Genomic DNA, 16,203 nt, shown 5'->3' on the forward strand with positions numbered 1-16,203 from the left:
CTCAGGGGAAGAGCCGCTCCCGCAGGTGCCGGACGATCGGCCAGGCGTCGTCCGACGTGGTCCCGACGACCGTCGCGGTGAGCCGTTCGGCCGGGTCGTGCGTGCTCCGGAACGCGACCCCCGCGTCGTACCCGTCGAGCTCCACCACGTCACGCGTCGGGTGGATCCAGAACCCGAGCCCGTACCGACGGTCGCCCTCGGGTGCCGTGCTGCGCGGGGTGGTCATCAGCGCGACCGTCGACGGAGCGACGATGTCGCCGGCGTACAGCGTGGTCCAGAACCGGTGCATGTCCGCCGTCGTCGTGTACAGACCACCGTCCCCGTTGCCGACCACCGGGAGGTGGAACACGTTGGTCCGCCACGTCCCGCCCATCGTCACGTAGCCCAGCGCCGCGCGGCCTGGCAGGTCGTCGGAGCGCAGGAAGTCGGTGTCGACCATGCCGGCCGGACGGCAGACGCGGTCGCGGACCAGGTCGTGGAAGTCGGTGCCGCTCGCACGCTCGGCGAGCAGCGCCAGGACGACGAAGCCGCCGTTGCAGTAGAAGAACCGCTCGTCGGCACGGAACGCGGTCGGGAACCCGCCCAGGACCGCGAGGAACTGCTCGGTGGTCTCCAGCTCCTGCATCGGCACAGCGAGGGCGTAGTCGTTGATGTCGGACTCGACCTCCTCGTCGAGGTAGTCCCCGATCCCCGACCGGTGGCCCAGCAGGTGCTCCACCGTGACGTCGTCGGCGATGAGCGGCAGGTCGTCGCCCAGCAGCGATCGTGCGGTCGTCTGGAGCGTGAGGGTGCCGTCCTCCACGAGGCTCATCACGGCCAGCGCGGTCATGCCCTTCGACCCGCTCGCCATGGCGACCTGCGAGTCGACCGACATCGGGATCCCGTGCCGTCGGTCCGCGAGCCCGTAGGCGGAGTCGAGCTCGGTGGTCCCGGCGCGGTCGACCCGAACCACCCCCGAGAACTCGGCGGCGAGCTCGTCGATCTCCTGTGCCAGGTCCACTCCGCCACGGTAGGACCGCGCAGGCGCTTCCCACGAGCACATATCCGGAGGCGAGTCGACTGGGGGCACGACGACATGTGACCGGACCGCCCGGCGTCGGATCCGGACGTCTTGGACAGGTGTCCATTTCGGCCCCTCCGCATGGACCGGAGCGAGCCGACCCGCAACCCTCTGACCTGCGTGTTCATCGGGCCCTGTCCGCGGGCTGGACGCGGGGGCGCGCGAGCCTCACACTTGCGCACGCCCCTCTAGATGGTCCGGCCACCGACGGCTGGGAAAGGACCCGCGGCCGTGCTGCGCACCGTGACTTCTCATCTCTCTCTCGACGTGCGCGCCCCGCTCGAGATCGAGCTCCTCGTGGCCGTCGCCGACGGCGCCTACGACCGCTCCGAGCTCCTCTCCGTCCGCCACGAGGACGGCCCTCTCGACGTCACCGAGATCAAGCTCGCGCACGGTGCACGCATGCACCGCGTGCTCGCCCCGAAGGGCCGCGTGGTGGTCGACTACCACGCGAGCGTCTCCGGCCAGGCAGACCTGCCGGCGATCGACGACGTCGACATCGTCGAGTACCGCCGCCCGTCCCGGTACGCCGACTCCGACCGGTTGCTCGCGTTCGCGCGGGACCAGTTCCGCGACCTCGCGGGCGAGGAGCTGCTCGACGCCGTGGTCGGCTGGGTCACGAACCACGTCACCTACCTGTCGGGCTCCAGCCTGCCGACCGACGGCGCGACCGACACGCTGCTCAAGCGCCGAGGCGTTTGCCGCGACTTCGCGCACCTCGTCGTCGCCCTGCTCCGTGCCCGCGACGTCCCGGCCCGCCTGGCGTCCGTCTACGCGCCCGGGCTCAAGCCGATGGACTTCCACGCCGTCGCCGAGGCCTACATCAACGGCGCGTGGCAGGTGGTCGACGCCACGGGGATGGCCCCTCGTGAGTCGCTGGTCCGCATCGCGACCGGCCGGGACGCCACCGACACCGCCTTCATCTCCTGGTACGGCGGGCCGCTCTACGTCACAGCCATGACGGTGACCGCGACGATCCACGGCGGGCTCATCCTGGACGACAGCACGGGACTCGTCGCGCTGCGCTGAGCGGCGTGCAGGTCGGTTACGCGCTCTCGCGCAGGTTCCTCCGCCGCCCCTCGACCTCGACCAGCTCCGCGTACGCGGCGCGATAGCCGACCGGGTCGGCCTCGGCGTCCATGCGCTGCAGCCGGCCGCGCAGCTCGGCGATGTGCCGCGTGAACCCCATCTCGACCAGGCTCCGCACGACACCCTTGACGTAGCCGTCGAGCGACTCGGGCCGGTCCTCGGGCAGGGGGGCGACAGCGAGCTCGGTGACCAGCGGCCGCAGCTGCTCCCCGGCCTCCTCGAGCACGGCGCCCACCCATGCCGTCGGGTTGCCGAGCGTGCGGGCCACCATCAGACCGCCCGCGGCCCGGACCGCCTCGTGCACCGCGCGGTAGGCGGGTGCACCGAACGCGTCGGCGGGCAGGTCGTCGAACTCGTCGGGCACCAGGACGGGCTGCTGCAGGACGACCTCGAGCGCGGTTCGCTCGATCTGGGCGACGGGGTCCCGGCGGTCCGGCTGGGCCATCCGCGGGGCGGGAGCCGGGCGCTCCTCGCGGGTCGCCGTCTGCGGTGGACGTGGGTCCGCGCCGCGGGACGGCTGTCGCGACGTCGCACCCTGGACCGCGCGTCGCACCGACTCCTCGTCGTCGATCCCCAGCCAGCCGGTCAGCATGCGCGTGTACTCGGGCCGCAGGGCTGCGTCACGGATGCCGGCGACGATCGGCGCGGCCGCGCGCAGGGCACCGATCCTCCCCTCGGCCGTGCGCAGGTCGTAGGTGGCCAGCGTGCTCTTGATGACGAACTCGTAGAGCGGCTGGCGGCCGGCGACGAGCGCGCGGACGGCGTCGGGCCCCTTGGCCTGGCGCAGCTCGCACGGGTCCATGCCGGACTTCTCGACGGCCACGAACGTCTGGGCCGTGAACGTCTGGTCCTCGCCGAACGCGCGGAGCGCGGCCTTCTGACCTGCGGCGTCGCCGTCGAACGTGAAGATGATCTCGCCGCCCACGGACGCGCCGGAGGCGAGCTGCACTCCGCCGGTCGACCCGGAGTCGCCGACGAGCCGACGCACGATCCGGGCGTGGTCCGAGCCGAACGCGGTGCCGCAGGTGGCCACGGCGGTGCCGACGCCCGACAGGTGCATGGCCATGACGTCGGTGTAGCCCTCGACGACGACCACGCGCTTGTCGCGCTGCATGTCCCGCTTGGCCAGGTCGATGCCGTACAGGACGTGCGACTTCTTGTAGAGCGCCGTCTCGGGGGTGTTCAGGTACTTGGGCCCCTGGTCGTCGTCGTAGAGCCGTCGCGCCCCGAATCCGACGGTCTCGCCCGTCACCTCGCGGATGGGCCAGACGAGCCGCCCGCGGAACCGGTCGTACACGCCGCGCTGCCCCTGGCTGACCAGCCCGGACGCGGTGAGCTCGGCCTCGGTGAAGCCGCGCCCGCGCAGGTGGCGCATGAGCGCGTCCCAGCTCTTCGGCGCGTAGCCGACGCCGAAGTCCGCGGCGGCCGTCCGGTCGAACCCGCGCTCGGACAGGAACGCCCGGCCCGCGGCCGCCTCGGGCGTGCTCAGCTGCTCGCGGAAGAACTCCTCGGAGACCTTGTGGGCCTCGATGAGCCGACGACGCTTGCCGGGCTCCTCGCCGGGACGCGGCGCGCCGCCCTCCTCGTACCGCAGCTGCAGACCGACCTTGCCGGCCAGGTACTCGACCGCCTCGGAGAACCCGAGCCCGTCGACCTTCTGCACGAAGTCGATGACGTCGCCGCCCTCGCCGCAGCCGAAGCAGTGGTAGCGGCCGACCTGCGGGCGGACGTGGAACGACGGCGATCGCTCGTCGTGGAACGGGCACAGGCCCTTCATCGAGCCGACGCCCGCGGACCTCAGCGTGACGTGCTGCCCGACGATCTCGTCGATGTGGGCACGCTCGCGGACCGCCTCCACGTCCTCCCGCCGGATGCGACCTGCCACGCGCAGAGTCTAGGCGTGGATAGGGGGCAGCAGAGCCCGCGCCACGAGACGCGTGGGGTCGAGGGTGCAGTCGAGCTCGACGCCGGTCTCGTCGTCCCCGAGCGGCTCCAGGGTCGCGAGCTGCGTGTCGAGCAGGGCGACCGGCATGAAGTGGTCGTGCCTGTCGCTCATGCGAGCGGCGAGCTCGCCGCGCGTGCCGACGAGGTGGACGAGGCGGAGGTCAGGGGCGAACGAGCGCAGCAGGTCGCGGTACGGCCGGCGGAGGGCGGAGCAGGCCACGACCGCGCCGTCCGGCGACTCCGCCAGGGCGGCGCCGACGAGCCGGAGCCACGGCCACCGGTCGTCGTCGTCCAGCGGCACACCGGCCGCCATCTTCGCGAGGTTGGCGGCCGGGTGGAGGCTGTCCGCGTCGAAGAACGGCACGCCGAGCCGGTCGGCGAGGAGCCTCCCGACGGTCGACTTCCCGCAGCCGGAGACGCCCATGACGACGACTCGCGTCACCAGTCGTGGACCGTTCCGTCGGCCAGCCGGTTGTACGGCAGGTACGCGGTCTCGTAGGGGTACTTGCCCGCCTCGTCGACGTCGAGCTCAACGCCCAGACCCGGCTGGTCGCCGGGGTGCAGGTAGCCGTCGTCGAACGTGAACGACTGACGGAACACCTCGTTCGTCTTGGACCCGTGCTGCATGTACTCCTGGATCCCGAAGTTGTGGATGGCCAGACCGACGTGCATCTGGGCGGCCAGCCCGACGGGCGAGATGTCGGTGGGGCCGTGGAACCCCGACTTCACCTGGTACTGCGCGGCGTAGTCCATGACCTTGCGCAGCGGGCTGATGCCACCGAAGTGGGTCGACGCGGCCCGCACGTAGTCGATGAGCTGCTCCTTGATGAGCGACTGGAAGTCCCACACCGTGTTGAAGATCTCGCCGATCGCCAGTGGCGTCGTGGTGTGCTGCCGGACGAGCCGGAGCGCCTCCTGGTTCTCTGCGGGTGTGCAGTCCTCGAGCCAGAACAGGTCGTACGGCTCGAGCGACTTTCCCAGCTTCGCCGCCTGGATCGGGGTCATCCGGTGGTGCCCGTCGTGGAGGAGCGGCAGGTCGGGGCCGAACTCGTTACGGACCGCCTCGAAGACCGTCGGCACGTGGCGCAGGTACGCGCGGGTGTCCCAGTCCTCCTCCGCCGGGTAGGCGCCTCGCTGCGCGGGCTCGTGGTCGTAGCGCTCGTCCGACACCGACTGGGCAGCGATGCCGTAGATCGCCTTGAGCCCGGGCACGCCGGTCTGCACCCGGATCGAGCGGTAGCCCTGCTCCTGGTGCTCCCGGATCGAGTCGAAGACCTCGGGCAGCGACACCCCGGAGGCGTGTCCGTAGGCCATCAGGCCGTTGCGGCTCGCGCCGCCGAGCAGCTGGTAGACGGGCATGCCCGCGGCCTTGCCCTTGATGTCCCACAGCGCCATGTCGACCGCGCCGATCGCGGCCATGGTCACGGGTCCGCGGCGCCAGTACGCGCTGCGGTAGAGGAACTGCCAGGTGTCCTCGATGCGGGACGCGTCGCGACCGATCAGCAGAGGCACGAGGTGGTCCCGCAGGTAGCTGACCACGGCGAGCTCGCGCCCGTTGAGGGTCGCGTCCCCGAGCCCCGTCAGACCGTCGTCGGTCGTGATCTTCAGGGTCACGAAGTTGCGGTTCGGGCTGGTGACGACGACGTCGGCGGCGATGATCTTCATGATCGTGCTCCTGTGAGGGTGTGCTGACGGATGGCGAGCACCTCGGCGACGTGACGCGCGAAGACGTCCGCGCGGGCGAGGTCGGGTGCGAGGACGGTGAGGGCCAGCCGGGCGCGTGCGACGCTCCCGCGGCCCGGCAGGCGTGCGGCCAGCTCGACCGCGCCCGGGTCGACGGACGACACGTCGGCGGTCTCGAGGAACCGGACCCACGCGGCCACCACGGCGGCGCCGGCAGACCCGACCGGCAGGCCGGCAGCGGCGCGGGCCTGTGCGACGGCCAGGACGCGGACCGGCAGCTTCTGCGAGCCGTCGCGGGCGATCTGGGCGAGCCGGTGCTCGATGCGCGTGTTGGCGAACCGGGTGCGCAGGTCGGCAAGCGCGACGGTCACGTCCATCGGGAGCACGTCGGCGGCCTCGGACCAGAGCTGTTCGAGCGCGGTGCGGCACCCCGGGTCGGCGCACGCCTCGGCGACGGTGGTCAGCCCGCGAGCCAGCCCCTCGTAGGCGAGCAGGCTGTGGCCCGCGTTGAGCAGCCAGAGCTTGCGGTGCTCGTCGGGAGCGAGGTCGTCGACGAACCGCGCCCCGGCCCGCTCCCACGCCGGCCGGCCGGCCGGGAACTCACCCTGGAGCACCCACTCGGTGAACGGCTCGGTGACGACGGGCGCACGGTCCGCTCGGCCCGTGAGCACGAAGACGGCGGCCCGGTCGGCCTCGGTCGTCGCCGGCGTGATGCGGTCGACCATCGTCGAGACGAACGAGACGTGGTTCTCGATCCAGCCGGCGAGGTCGTCGTCCACCGCTGCGGCGAGCTCGAGCGTCACGCGACGCGTCGCGTCCCCGTTGTCGGGCAGGTTGTCGCAGCTCACGACCGCGATCGGTCCGGCCCCGGCCGCGCGTCGTGCCCGGAGTCCGTCGACCAACCGGCCGGGGGCCGTCTCCGCGCCGCTCGCACCACTCGCGATGTCGCGCTCGACGGCCGGGTCGCGTCGGTCCAGCCCGCCGGTCGACGAGCGCCGGTAGCCCGCCTCGGTGAGCGTCAGGGTCAGGACGCCGACCTCGGGACGGCTCAGGTAGTCCCGCCACGCGCCGGCGTCGGCGCTGTCGTGCACGGCGACCAGGGAGTCGACGACCGTCGCCAGGTCCCGGTCGGCCGAGCGGACCAGCAGCGTGTACCGGCCGCCCTGCGCTGCGAGGTCCGACGGCCGCCCGGTGAATCCGGCGACGCCCCAACGGCCGCCCGGCTCGACCGACTGGTTCACCGCGTCGGTGTACCAGAGCTGGTGGGCCCGAGCGAAGGCGCCGAGCCCCAGATGGACCACCCGTACAGGGGCCGGCGCATCGTCGCGCTCCCAGCCCGTCTCGTCGTGCACGTCCACCTCCAGGTCGGCGGCCCCTCGTCGGGCCCACGACGATTCAGCACCGTGTCCCGTGCCGATGGCAATCGGTTGCCACGACTTGCCTTCAGGTGCGGCGTCGGCGCCCCCGTCGCGCGGTCGACTCCCGCACGACCAGCTGCGCGGGCAGCAGGGCGGCGCGGGCCTCAGGCGGCGTCCGGGACCGCATGCCCGACAGCAGGGTCTGCACCGCGTATCGGCCGAGCGACTGCAGCGGCGCCGCGACCGTGGTCAGCGCGGGCGAGCACAGGTCGGCCCCGAAGATGTCGTCGAACCCGACGACGCTCATGTCCTGCGGCACGCGCACCCCGGCCGCCGCGAGGCCGCGCATGAGGCCGATCGCCACCAGGTCGTTGTAGGCCACGGCTGCCGTGACCGAGGAGGACGCGACCTCCGCCGCCGACTCCGTGCCGCCTGCGAGCGTCGGTGCGCACGGGCCGAAGCGGTGCACGCGCAGCCCGAGCTCGTCGGCCGCCTCGCGCATCGCGCGCCATCGCATGCCGTCGGCCCACGACGCCTCCGGCCCGGCGACGTAGCCGAGGCTCGTGTGCCCGAGCTCGGCCAGGTGCTCGACCGCCCTGCGGGTCCCCCGGGCGTTGTCGGTGATGACGCTCGGGATACCGGTCAGCACGCGGTTCAGCACGACGGTCGGGCGCTGCTTGGCCATGACCCGGATCGTCGAGTCCGACATGCGCGAGGTGCCGAGGACGATGCCCTCGACGAGTGGCAGCGCCCGCTCGAGCGCCTTGCGCTCCGCTGTCGCCGACTCGTGCACGTCCGCGACCAGCAGGGTGTAGTCGGCCTCGGACGCCGCGATCTCGGCGCCGCGGATGATCTCGAAGTAGAAGGGGTTGGTCACGTCGGAGACGACCAGCGCCAGGAGCGACGTCTTCCCGGTGGGCAGCGCCCTGGCCAGCGGGTTCGCCCGGTACCCGAGGTCCTCGGCGACCTGTCGGATGCGCGCGGCCGTCTCCGCGTTCACCCGTCCGGGCCGCGAGAACGCGCGGGACACGGTCGACGGCGCCACGCCTGCAGCCTTGGCGACGTCGTAGATCGTCGGGACCCGGCGCTCCTCCACCCGTCGAACGCTAGGCACCACGACAAGTCATGGCAACCGCTTGTCGTCCCGTGATCACGGGGTCCCCAATGAGGACACCGGCGGCTGCGCAGACGCATCGCCGGCGATGAGAGGAGAGCACCGATGCTTCGTCCCCAGGACACCGCGAGCCGCGAGCGCAAGTCGCTCGACGGCATGTGGGACTTCCGCCTCGACGCCACGGGCGCCGGCCGCACCGAGGGCTGGCACGACGCGCCCCTGGCCGGAGCGCGGGCCATGCCTGTCCCCGCGAGCTACAACGACATCCTCGTCGGCACGGTCGGTCGCGACCACGTCGGCGACGCCTGGTACCAGACCACGGTCCGGGTGCCGCGCGGGTGGGCCGGCCAGCGCATCGCTCTGCGGTTCGACTCCGCCACGCACGCGGCCGTCGTCTGGGTCGGCGACACCGAGGTCGCCCGGCACGAGGGTGGGTACACGCCGTTCGAGGCCGACATCACCGCGCACGTCAGTGCGGGCGAGGAGGTGCGCGTCACGGCGGTCGTCAACAACGAGCTCAGCTTCCAGACGATCCCGCCGGGCATCGTGCACGACACCCCGCAGGGGCGCCGCCAGCAGTACTTCCACGACTTCTTCAACTTTGCCGGCCTGCACCGGTCGGTCTGGCTGTACGCGACGCCGACCACGTACGTCGACGACGTGACGATCACGACCGACCTGCGGGGCACCACCGGCCTGGTCGGCTACGACGTCGCCGTCGCGGGCGCCGACTCGCACGAGGTGCGCGTGACCCTGCGCGAGGCCGACGGCCGGACCGTCGCGACGGCGACCGGGCGCATCGGCGAGCTCGTCGTCCCCGACGTGCACCGCTGGGAGCCCGGAGCCGGCTATCTCTACGACGCCGAGATCGAGCTGCTCGACGCGGCCGGAGCTCCGTTCGACAGCTACCACCAGAGCGTCGGCGTCCGCACGGTCGAGGTGCGCGGCACCGAGTTCCTCATCAACGGCGAGCCGTTCTACTTCCGGGGGTTCGGCAAGCACGAGGACACCGCCGTGCGCGGCAAGGGGCACGACGACGCCTACCTGGTCCACGACTTCGAGCTGCTCGACTGGATCGGTGCCAACTCGTTCCGGACGTCGCACTACCCCTACGCCGAGGAGGTCTACGAGTACGCGGACCGCAAGGGCATCGTCGTCATCGACGAGGTCGCGGCGGTGGGCCAGAACATGGGCCTGGCCGGTGGGATCTTCGGCGGTGAGAACTACGTGACGTTCTCCCCCGACACGGTCAACGACGTGAGCCAGCGGGCCCACGAGCAGGCGATCCGGGAGCTGGTGGCCCGAGACAAGAACCACCCGAGCGTCGTCCTGTGGTCGATCGCCAACGAGCCGGAGTCCGACACCGCCTCGGCGCGCGCCTACTTCGAGCCTCTGTTCGCGCTCACCCGGGAGCTCGACCCCAGCCGCCCCGTCGGGTTCGTCAACGTGATGCTGGCTCCGCACGGTGCCTGCCAGGTCTCCCCCCTCGGCGACGTCATCATGCTCAACCGCTACTACGGCTGGTACGTGAACACCGGCGACCTGGCCGGAGCCGAGGCGGCGTGGCTGGCCGAGCTGCAGGCGTGGGCCACCGACGGCAAGCCCATCATCATCACCGAGTACGGCGCCGACACGATCCCCGGCGTGCACTCGCTGACCCCGCAGCCGTGGTCCGAGGAGTACCAGGTCGAGTACCTCGACATGAACCACAGGGTCTTCGACGCGGTCGACGCCGTCGTCGGCGAGCAGGTGTGGAACTTCGCGGACTTCGCCACCGCCGCCACGAGCGTGTTCCGGGTCGACGGCAACAAGAAGGGCGTGTTCACCCGCGACCGCCGCCCGAAGGCCGCCGCGCACCTGCTGCGCCGCCGCTGGACCGGCAAGCCGTGATCAGCACCCGCCCCGCCCCCGTGCAAGCCGTTCGAGGAGTCGACATGACCAGCACCGTCGCTGTCCCGGCACCACCGTCCACGACCGCCCCGCCCGCCGCTCCCGTCGCCACGCCGAGCAGGCTGCGCTTCCGTACCTACCTCGGCTACGCCGCCGGCGACGCGGGCAACAACCTGGCGTTCTCGATGACGTCGATGTTCCTGCTGCTCTACTACACCGACGTCGTCGGCATCTCGGCCGCGGCCGCCGGGACGCTGTTCCTGGTCGTCCGCATCTGGGACGCGTTCGCGGACATCTGGGCCGGCCGCCAGGTGGACAAGACGATGACGCGCTGGGGCAAGTTCCGGCCGTTCTTCCTGTTCGGCTCGCTCCCTCTGCTCCTGCTGTCGGTCGCGACGTTCACCGTCCCGGGCGGCCTGGGCGGGACGGGCAAGCTCGTCTACGCCTACGCGACGTACGCCGCGCTGGGCCTGGCCTACAGCCTGGTGAACATCCCGTACGGCTCGCTCGCGTCGGCCATGACGCAGGAGCCCGTGGAGCGCGCGAGGCTCGCGAGCTTCCGGTCGATGGGCACCGCCGCGACGATCATCGCGCTCGCGTTCATCGTCGCGCCGCAGATCAAGAGCTCGGACAACCTGCAGCAGTCGCTCACGCTCACCACGCTGCTGTTCGTGGTCATCGGGTTCGGCCTGTACATGCTCCTGTTCGCCACGTCGAAGGAGCGCGTGGTCAGGGACGTGGCGCACGTGAGCCTGCGGCAGAGCCTGGCCACCCTCAAGGGCAACCGCCCGCTGCTCATGCTCTGCCTCAGCGCCCTGTCGTTCCTGGTGGGCATGTTCACGCTGCAGACCGTCCAGGCGTACTACGCCCGCGACGTGCTGGGGGACGCCAACTACTTCATCATCCTGACCGTCGTCAGCACCGGCGTCATGTTCGTCGTCGCGGGTTTCATCCCCCGGATCGTGCGGGCGGTCGGCAAGAAGCCCGCCTACGTGGCCAGCAGCGTGATCGCGATCGTCGCGGCCGTCGGCATCGCGCTGACCCCGTCGACCTCTCCCGGCCTCGCCATCGCGTTCTTCGGCCTCTACGGCGTCGGCATGGCCGCGGTGAACACCCTGATGTGGGCGCTCGAGGCCGACACCGTCGAGTACGGCGAGTGGCGGACCGGCGTGCGGACCGAGGGCACCACGTACGCGGTCTTCTCCTTCACCCGCAAGGTCGGGCAGGCCGTCGGCGGGGCCGCCGCGGCATTCGGCCTCGCGGCCGTCGGCTATGTCGCCCAGCAGGACGTGCAGAGCCAGGCGACCCAGGACGGCATCCGCTACATCGCCGGCTTCGTCCCGGCCGCCTTCATCCTGGTCGGCGTCCTCATCATGGTCTTCTACCCTCTGACCGAGGACCGCTTCCGGACGATGGTGGCCGAGGTCGCCGCTCGTCGCGCTGCACGGGAGGACTGATCGTGCCGACGACGACCAGCAAGGCGCTGCGCCTGCACCCCGACCGGCTGCTGCCGACCGCACCGGAGGTGCGATCGATCGCGCGACGCCTCTACGACGAGGTCCGGGCCCTGCCGATCCTGTCCCCCCACGGTCACGTCGAGGCGCGGCTGCTCCTCGACGACGAGCCGTTCGCCGACCCCACGTCGTTGCTCGTGACGCCCGACCACTACGTGACGCGGCTGCTGCACGCGTCCGGCGTCCCGCTCGACCGGCTCGGGGTCGGCCAGGGGCCCATGGACCCCGACTCCGCCCGAGCGGCCTGGCGCCTCCTGTGCGAGAACTGGTCCGTGTACCGCGGCACGCCCGTGCGGTACTGGCTCGAGAGCGCCCTGGTCGACGTGTTCGGTCTGAGCCTGCGGCCCAGCGCCGAGACCGCGGACGAGCTCTACGACGGCATCTCGGCGCACCTCGCGGACCCCCGGTTCCTACCGCGGGCGCTCTTCGACCGGTTCGGGATCGAGGTCCTCGCGACCACGGACGACCCGACCGACGACCTGGCGGCCCACGCGGCGCTGCGGGACGACCCGACGTTCACCGGCCGGGTGGTACCGACGTTCCGGCCGGACCGCTACCTCGAGGCCGGCCGGCCGCAGTGGGCGCGCGACGTGCTCCGCCTCGGCGTCGTCGCCGGCGTCGACACCGGCACCTACGCCGGCTGGGTCGCCGCGATGGAGAACCGCCGCGCGTACTTCCGGTCGCACGGCGGCGTGTCCACCGACCACAGCCACGAGGACGTGGGCACCGAGGCGCTGGAGAACCCGGAGCTGACCTACGCCGCGGCGCTCTCCGGCCTCGCGTCGCCCGCACAGACGACCGCGCTGCGCCGGCACATGCTGCTGGAGATGGCCCGGATGGCGACCGAGGACGGGCTCACGATGACCCTGCACCCGGGCGTGCGTCGCGACCACCACGGCCCGACGGCGGGCCGGTTCGGTTCGGACACGGGCCACGACCTGCCCCTGCCGGGTGCGTTCACAGACGCCCTGCGTCCGCTGCTGGACCGGTTCGGCACGCACCCGAACCTGACTCTCGTGCTCTTCACGCTCGACGAGACGGTGTTCTCCCGCGAGCTCGCGCCGCTGGCCGGCTTCTACCCGTCGGTCTACGTCGGGGCTCCGTGGTGGTTCCTCGACGCACCGGACGCGATCAGGCGCTGGCGCTCGGCCGTCACGGAGACCGCGGGCTTCTCGCGGACGAGCGGCTTCATCGACGACACCCGAGCCTTCTGCTCGATCCCCGCCCGTCACGACATGGCGCGCCGCCTCGACGCCGGGTACGTCGCGGGTCTCGTCGCGGACCACCGGCTGGACGAGGACGAGGCGCTCGAGACTCTCGTCGACCTCGTCCGCGGGCGGCCGACCGAGGTGTTCGGCCTGTAGGCAAAACCCGATGAGCTAGACGAACGCGGCTGGTCCCCCGTGCCGCGGCGGGTGGACCAGCCGGGCGTGCAGCTCGGCGGCCGAGACGTCGGTGAGCGAGGCGACCTGGTCGATGACCACGCGCAGCCGCGCGGCGTCGTCGGCGGCTTCGGCCCAGTCGGCGGCGAACGGGGGCTCGAGCGCGATCGGCGCGCGGTCGGACAGGACCTGCACGAGGTCGACGAGCACCTCGCGCTGCCGGTGGTAGAGCGGTTCGAGCTCGCGCGGGGCCATGACGTAGGCGACCGCCAGACCCTTCAGCACGAGGATCTCGGCGAGAGTCTCGTGCGGCACGATCAGGTCGGCCGCGTACCGCGTCAGCGGTCCTGGGCCGTAGGCCTCACGCGTGGCACGCTGCGACGCCTTGGCGAACCTGCCGATCAGCTGGCTCGTCGAGTTCTTCAGGCCGGCCAGCGCACGGCGCGAACCGTCGAACCCGAGCCGCCAGAGCTGGGCGCCCACCAGCCGGTCGATCGCGTCCTGCAGCTCGTCGCCGGTCACCGCGTCGCCGTACCAGGTCTGCACGGCCTCGACCACGCGGTCGCGCTCGCGCGGCACGCCCAGCACCTCGAGCTCGAGGCGCCCGCCCACCACGGCGTCCTCGACGTCGTGCACCGAGTAGGAGATGTCGTCGGCCAGGTCCATGACCTGCGCCTCGAGGCACTTGCGGCCCTCGGGCGCCGCCTCGCGCAGCCACTCGAACACCGGCAGGTCGTCCTCGTAGACGCCGAACTTGTGCGTCGGACGCCCGCTCGCGGGGCTGATCGGACCCTGCAGGTGCCGCCACGGGTACTTCACCGACGCGTCGAGCGACGCTCGCGTGAGGTTCAGCCCCACGGCACGGCCGTCAGGCCCGACGACCTTGGGCTCGAGACGGGTGAGCAGGCGGAGCGTCTGGGCGTTGCCCTCGAAGCCGCCGATCCCCTTGGCCAGCTCCGCGAGGGCGCGCTCGCCGTTGTGCCCGAACGGCGGGTGCCCGAGATCGTGGGCGAGGCAGGCCGTGTCGACGACGTCCGGGTCGCAGCCGAGCGCCTTGCCGATCTCGCGGCCCACCTGGGCGACCTCGAGCGTGTGCGTCAGCCGCGTGCGCACGAAGTCGTCCGACGAGGGTCCGAGCACCTGCGTCTTGGCGCCGAGCCTGCGCAACGCCGACGAGTGCACCAGCCGTGCGCGGTCGCGCTCGAACGCCGTGCGCTCGAGGGACTTGGTGCCCTCGCGGACCCACCGCTCCCGGTCGGCGTCGACGTAGCCGTCGACGTCCAGGGCCTGGTGGAGTGCGGTCACGGCGTCAGCCTAACGATCAGGCGAGCCGCCAGACCTGCACGCCCGGTCCGTCGCCGTCCACGTGCAGCGCGTCCGGCCGCACGACCAGGTCGCCGCCGCCGTACAGGTTCTCGGGCAGCGCCCCCGGTGCGAGCAGGTGACGCGGCAGGTCGACGCCCGCCCACGGACCCCGTGCGACCACCACGAGCACGCGCTCGTCGAGCGTCTCGCGCAGGTAGGCGACCGCCTCGGGCTCGACGACGGCCCAGCGCATCCCGCCCTCGCGCAGCGCACGCGACCCGCGCCGCACCGCGATGAGCGACCGGTAGAGCTCGAACGTCCCGGCGTCCCAGCGGGGCCCGCCGCCGGCGTCGATGTCGGCCCACGGCATCGCCACGCGGGCGTGCTCGCCGTTGGTGCCGGTCAGCCCGCCCTCGTCGCCCGCGAACATCGCCGGAGTGCCCGGGTAGGTGAACAGCAGGCCGGCGGCCAGCTCGACGCGCTCGCGCGAGCCGACCACGGTCCGCAGCCGGGCGGTGTCGTGCGAGCCGAGCATGTTCCACTGGTGTGTCGTCACGGCCCACGGCACGGTCGCGTCGAAGTCGCGCATCGTCGCCACCATCGAGCGCCCGTCCCGTCGCGGGATCGGCACCGGCATGCCGAGGAAGCCCAGCGTGCTGTCGGGATCGACCAGCCACGTCCAGACCGGCCGCGTGAACGCCGAGTAGTTCATGTTCGCGTGCCAGCCGCCCGCCGCCAGGTCCAGGCCGGCGTCGTGGAAGTGCTCGGCCACCAGCACCGCGTCCGGGTTGATCTCGCGCATCGTCGTGCGGATGGTGCGCGCCACCGCGTGCGTGAGGTCGTCGTCGGCGTACCGGCCCGTCATGTTGGCGACGTCGATCCGCCAGCCGTCCAGGGAGTACGGCGGTGCGAGCCAGCGCCCGATGACCGAGTCCGGGCCCTGCACCATGCGGGCCGCGAGCGCGGGCGCGTTGTAGTTGAGCTTGGGCAGCGACGCGTGCTCCAGCCAGCTGACGTAGCCGGGGTCGGCGTCGGACCAGTAGTAGAACTCGGCCTCCTCGCTCGACCTGTCCCCCTGCGCCCGGGCGAACCACTCGTGCCCGGCGCCGGTGTGGTTCGTGGTCAGGTCGCCGAGGATCCGCATGCCGCGCGCGTGCACGGCCCGACCGAGCGACACGAGCGCCTCGTCGCCGCCCAGGAACGGGTCGACGTGGTCGAAGGTGCTCGCGTCGTAGCGGTGGTTGGACCGGCCGGGGAACACCGGCGTGAGGTACAGGGTGTCGACGCCCAGCCGTTGCAGGTGGTCGAGGCGCGCCTCGACGCCGGGCAGGTCGCCGCCGAAGAACTGCGTCGCGACGCCTGGGCCGCCCCCGATCGGCTCGTCGTCCCACCGGGCCGGGAGTGCCCAGTCCGGGAGAGGTCCCTCGGCCGAGCCGGCGCGGGCGAACCGGTCCGGGAAGACCTGGTAGACCACCGACGTGTCCATCCACGACGGGGCCGGGTCGTGCACCGTGAGCCGGAAGTCGGCCGCGTCCGGGACGTCCCGCTCGTGCACGCCCCGCCCGTTCAGCCAGCGGTAGCCGCCCGGCTCGTCGAGCAGCACGCGGTAGCTGGCGACCGGGTTGTGCACCGGGACGTCGGCCACGTACCAGCGCTCGTGCTCGTCGGCCCGTTCGAGCCGCGCCTCGACCATGCGCGGCTCCGCGTCGCGGACGGTGCGCACCCAGACGGCACGCTCCGCGTTCGCTCCAGGGACGCGGACGCGGACGGGTACGACGTCTCCGAGCTGCGGCGTGGCGCGACGGACGTACACCTCCGACCCGTCGTGGTGCGGCTGGTCGAGCAGGGGTCGCGGAAGGCTCAC

Annotated in this window: 12 protein-coding genes; 4 read left to right on the forward strand and 8 right to left on the reverse strand. The window is 72.2% G+C overall.

What is annotated here, in order from left to right; all coding sequences use genetic code 11:
• Window position 1: 1 nt before the first annotated feature.
• Complete coding sequence (locus tag AC1DPN_RS12900; protein ID WP_477085134.1) at window positions 2-1,000, reverse strand: serine hydrolase domain-containing protein; 999 nt, start codon at window positions 998-1,000, stop codon at window positions 2-4.
• Between the two features lie 291 nt (window positions 1,001-1,291).
• Here AC1DPN_RS12900 and AC1DPN_RS12905 point away from each other — a divergent pair, with 291 nt between their 5' ends.
• Complete coding sequence (locus AC1DPN_RS12905; protein WP_477085135.1) at window positions 1,292-2,089, forward strand: transglutaminase-like domain-containing protein; 798 nt, start codon at window positions 1,292-1,294, stop codon at window positions 2,087-2,089.
• Window positions 2,090-2,105: 16 nt separating this feature from the next.
• Here AC1DPN_RS12905 and dnaG read toward each other — a convergent pair whose 3' ends face one another.
• The 5 genes from dnaG to AC1DPN_RS12930 form a co-directional block, all read right to left on the reverse strand.
• Entirely contained in the window at window positions 2,106-4,034 is a 1,929-nt protein-coding gene (gene dnaG, locus AC1DPN_RS12910; RefSeq protein WP_477085136.1) for a DNA primase, read from the reverse strand.
• 9 nt (window positions 4,035-4,043) lie between these two features.
• Entirely contained in the window at window positions 4,044-4,535 is a 492-nt protein-coding gene (locus tag AC1DPN_RS12915; RefSeq protein WP_477085137.1) for a gluconokinase, read from the reverse strand.
• Window positions 4,532-5,758: a D-mannonate dehydratase ManD gene (gene manD / locus AC1DPN_RS12920; protein ID WP_477085138.1), complete on the reverse strand. Its 1,227-nt coding sequence runs from the start codon at window positions 5,756-5,758 to the stop codon at window positions 4,532-4,534. The genes AC1DPN_RS12915 and manD overlap by 4 nt, the downstream gene beginning before the upstream one ends.
• Window positions 5,755-7,128, reverse strand: a complete 1,374-nt coding sequence (locus AC1DPN_RS12925; protein WP_477085139.1) for a mannitol dehydrogenase family protein — start codon at window positions 7,126-7,128, stop codon at window positions 5,755-5,757. The genes manD and AC1DPN_RS12925 overlap by 4 nt, the downstream gene beginning before the upstream one ends.
• Window positions 7,129-7,219: 91 nt before the next feature.
• Window positions 7,220-8,230, reverse strand: coding sequence for a LacI family DNA-binding transcriptional regulator (locus AC1DPN_RS12930; RefSeq protein ID WP_477085140.1), 1,011 nt, complete (start codon window positions 8,228-8,230; stop codon window positions 7,220-7,222).
• A 123-nt stretch (window positions 8,231-8,353) separates the two neighbouring features.
• Here AC1DPN_RS12930 and uidA point away from each other — a divergent pair, with 123 nt between their 5' ends.
• The 3 genes from uidA to uxaC are packed head-to-tail and all read left to right on the forward strand — an operon-like array spanning window position 8,354 to window position 13,016.
• Entirely contained in the window at window positions 8,354-10,138 is a 1,785-nt protein-coding gene (gene uidA, locus AC1DPN_RS12935) for a beta-glucuronidase (protein ID WP_477085141.1), read from the forward strand.
• A gap of 44 nt (window positions 10,139-10,182) precedes the next feature.
• Window positions 10,183-11,595: a glucuronide transporter gene (gene uidB / locus AC1DPN_RS12940; protein ID WP_477085142.1), complete on the forward strand. Its 1,413-nt coding sequence runs from the start codon at window positions 10,183-10,185 to the stop codon at window positions 11,593-11,595.
• 2 nt (window positions 11,596-11,597) lie between these two features.
• Window positions 11,598-13,016 carry a glucuronate isomerase gene (gene uxaC / locus AC1DPN_RS12945; RefSeq protein WP_477085143.1) on the forward strand — a complete coding sequence of 473 codons (1,419 nt, stop codon included), beginning with the start codon at window positions 11,598-11,600 and terminating at the stop codon, window positions 13,014-13,016.
• A gap of 15 nt (window positions 13,017-13,031) precedes the next feature.
• Here uxaC and AC1DPN_RS12950 read toward each other — a convergent pair whose 3' ends face one another.
• Both AC1DPN_RS12950 and AC1DPN_RS12955 read right to left on the reverse strand, forming a co-directional pair.
• Entirely contained in the window at window positions 13,032-14,339 is a 1,308-nt protein-coding gene (locus AC1DPN_RS12950; RefSeq protein ID WP_477085144.1) for a deoxyguanosinetriphosphate triphosphohydrolase, read from the reverse strand.
• Window positions 14,340-14,355: 16 nt separating this feature from the next.
• Entirely contained in the window at window positions 14,356-16,203 is a 1,848-nt protein-coding gene (locus AC1DPN_RS12955; protein ID WP_477085145.1) for a glycoside hydrolase family 13 protein, read from the reverse strand.

The sequence above is a fragment of the Cellulomonas sp. P4_H4 genome (assembly GCF_056400865.1).

Excerpts from the sequence above, each read along its gene's own strand:
- manD (WP_477085138.1), bottom strand. The coding sequence starts at position 5,758 with ATGAAGATCATCGCCGCCGACGTCGTCGTCACCAGCCCGAACCGCAAC.
- uidA (WP_477085141.1), top strand. The coding sequence starts at position 8,354 with ATGCTTCGTCCCCAGGACACCGCGAGCCGCGAGCGCAAGTCGCTCGAC.
- uidB (WP_477085142.1), top strand. The coding sequence starts at position 10,183 with ATGACCAGCACCGTCGCTGTCCCGGCACCACCGTCCACGACCGCCCCG.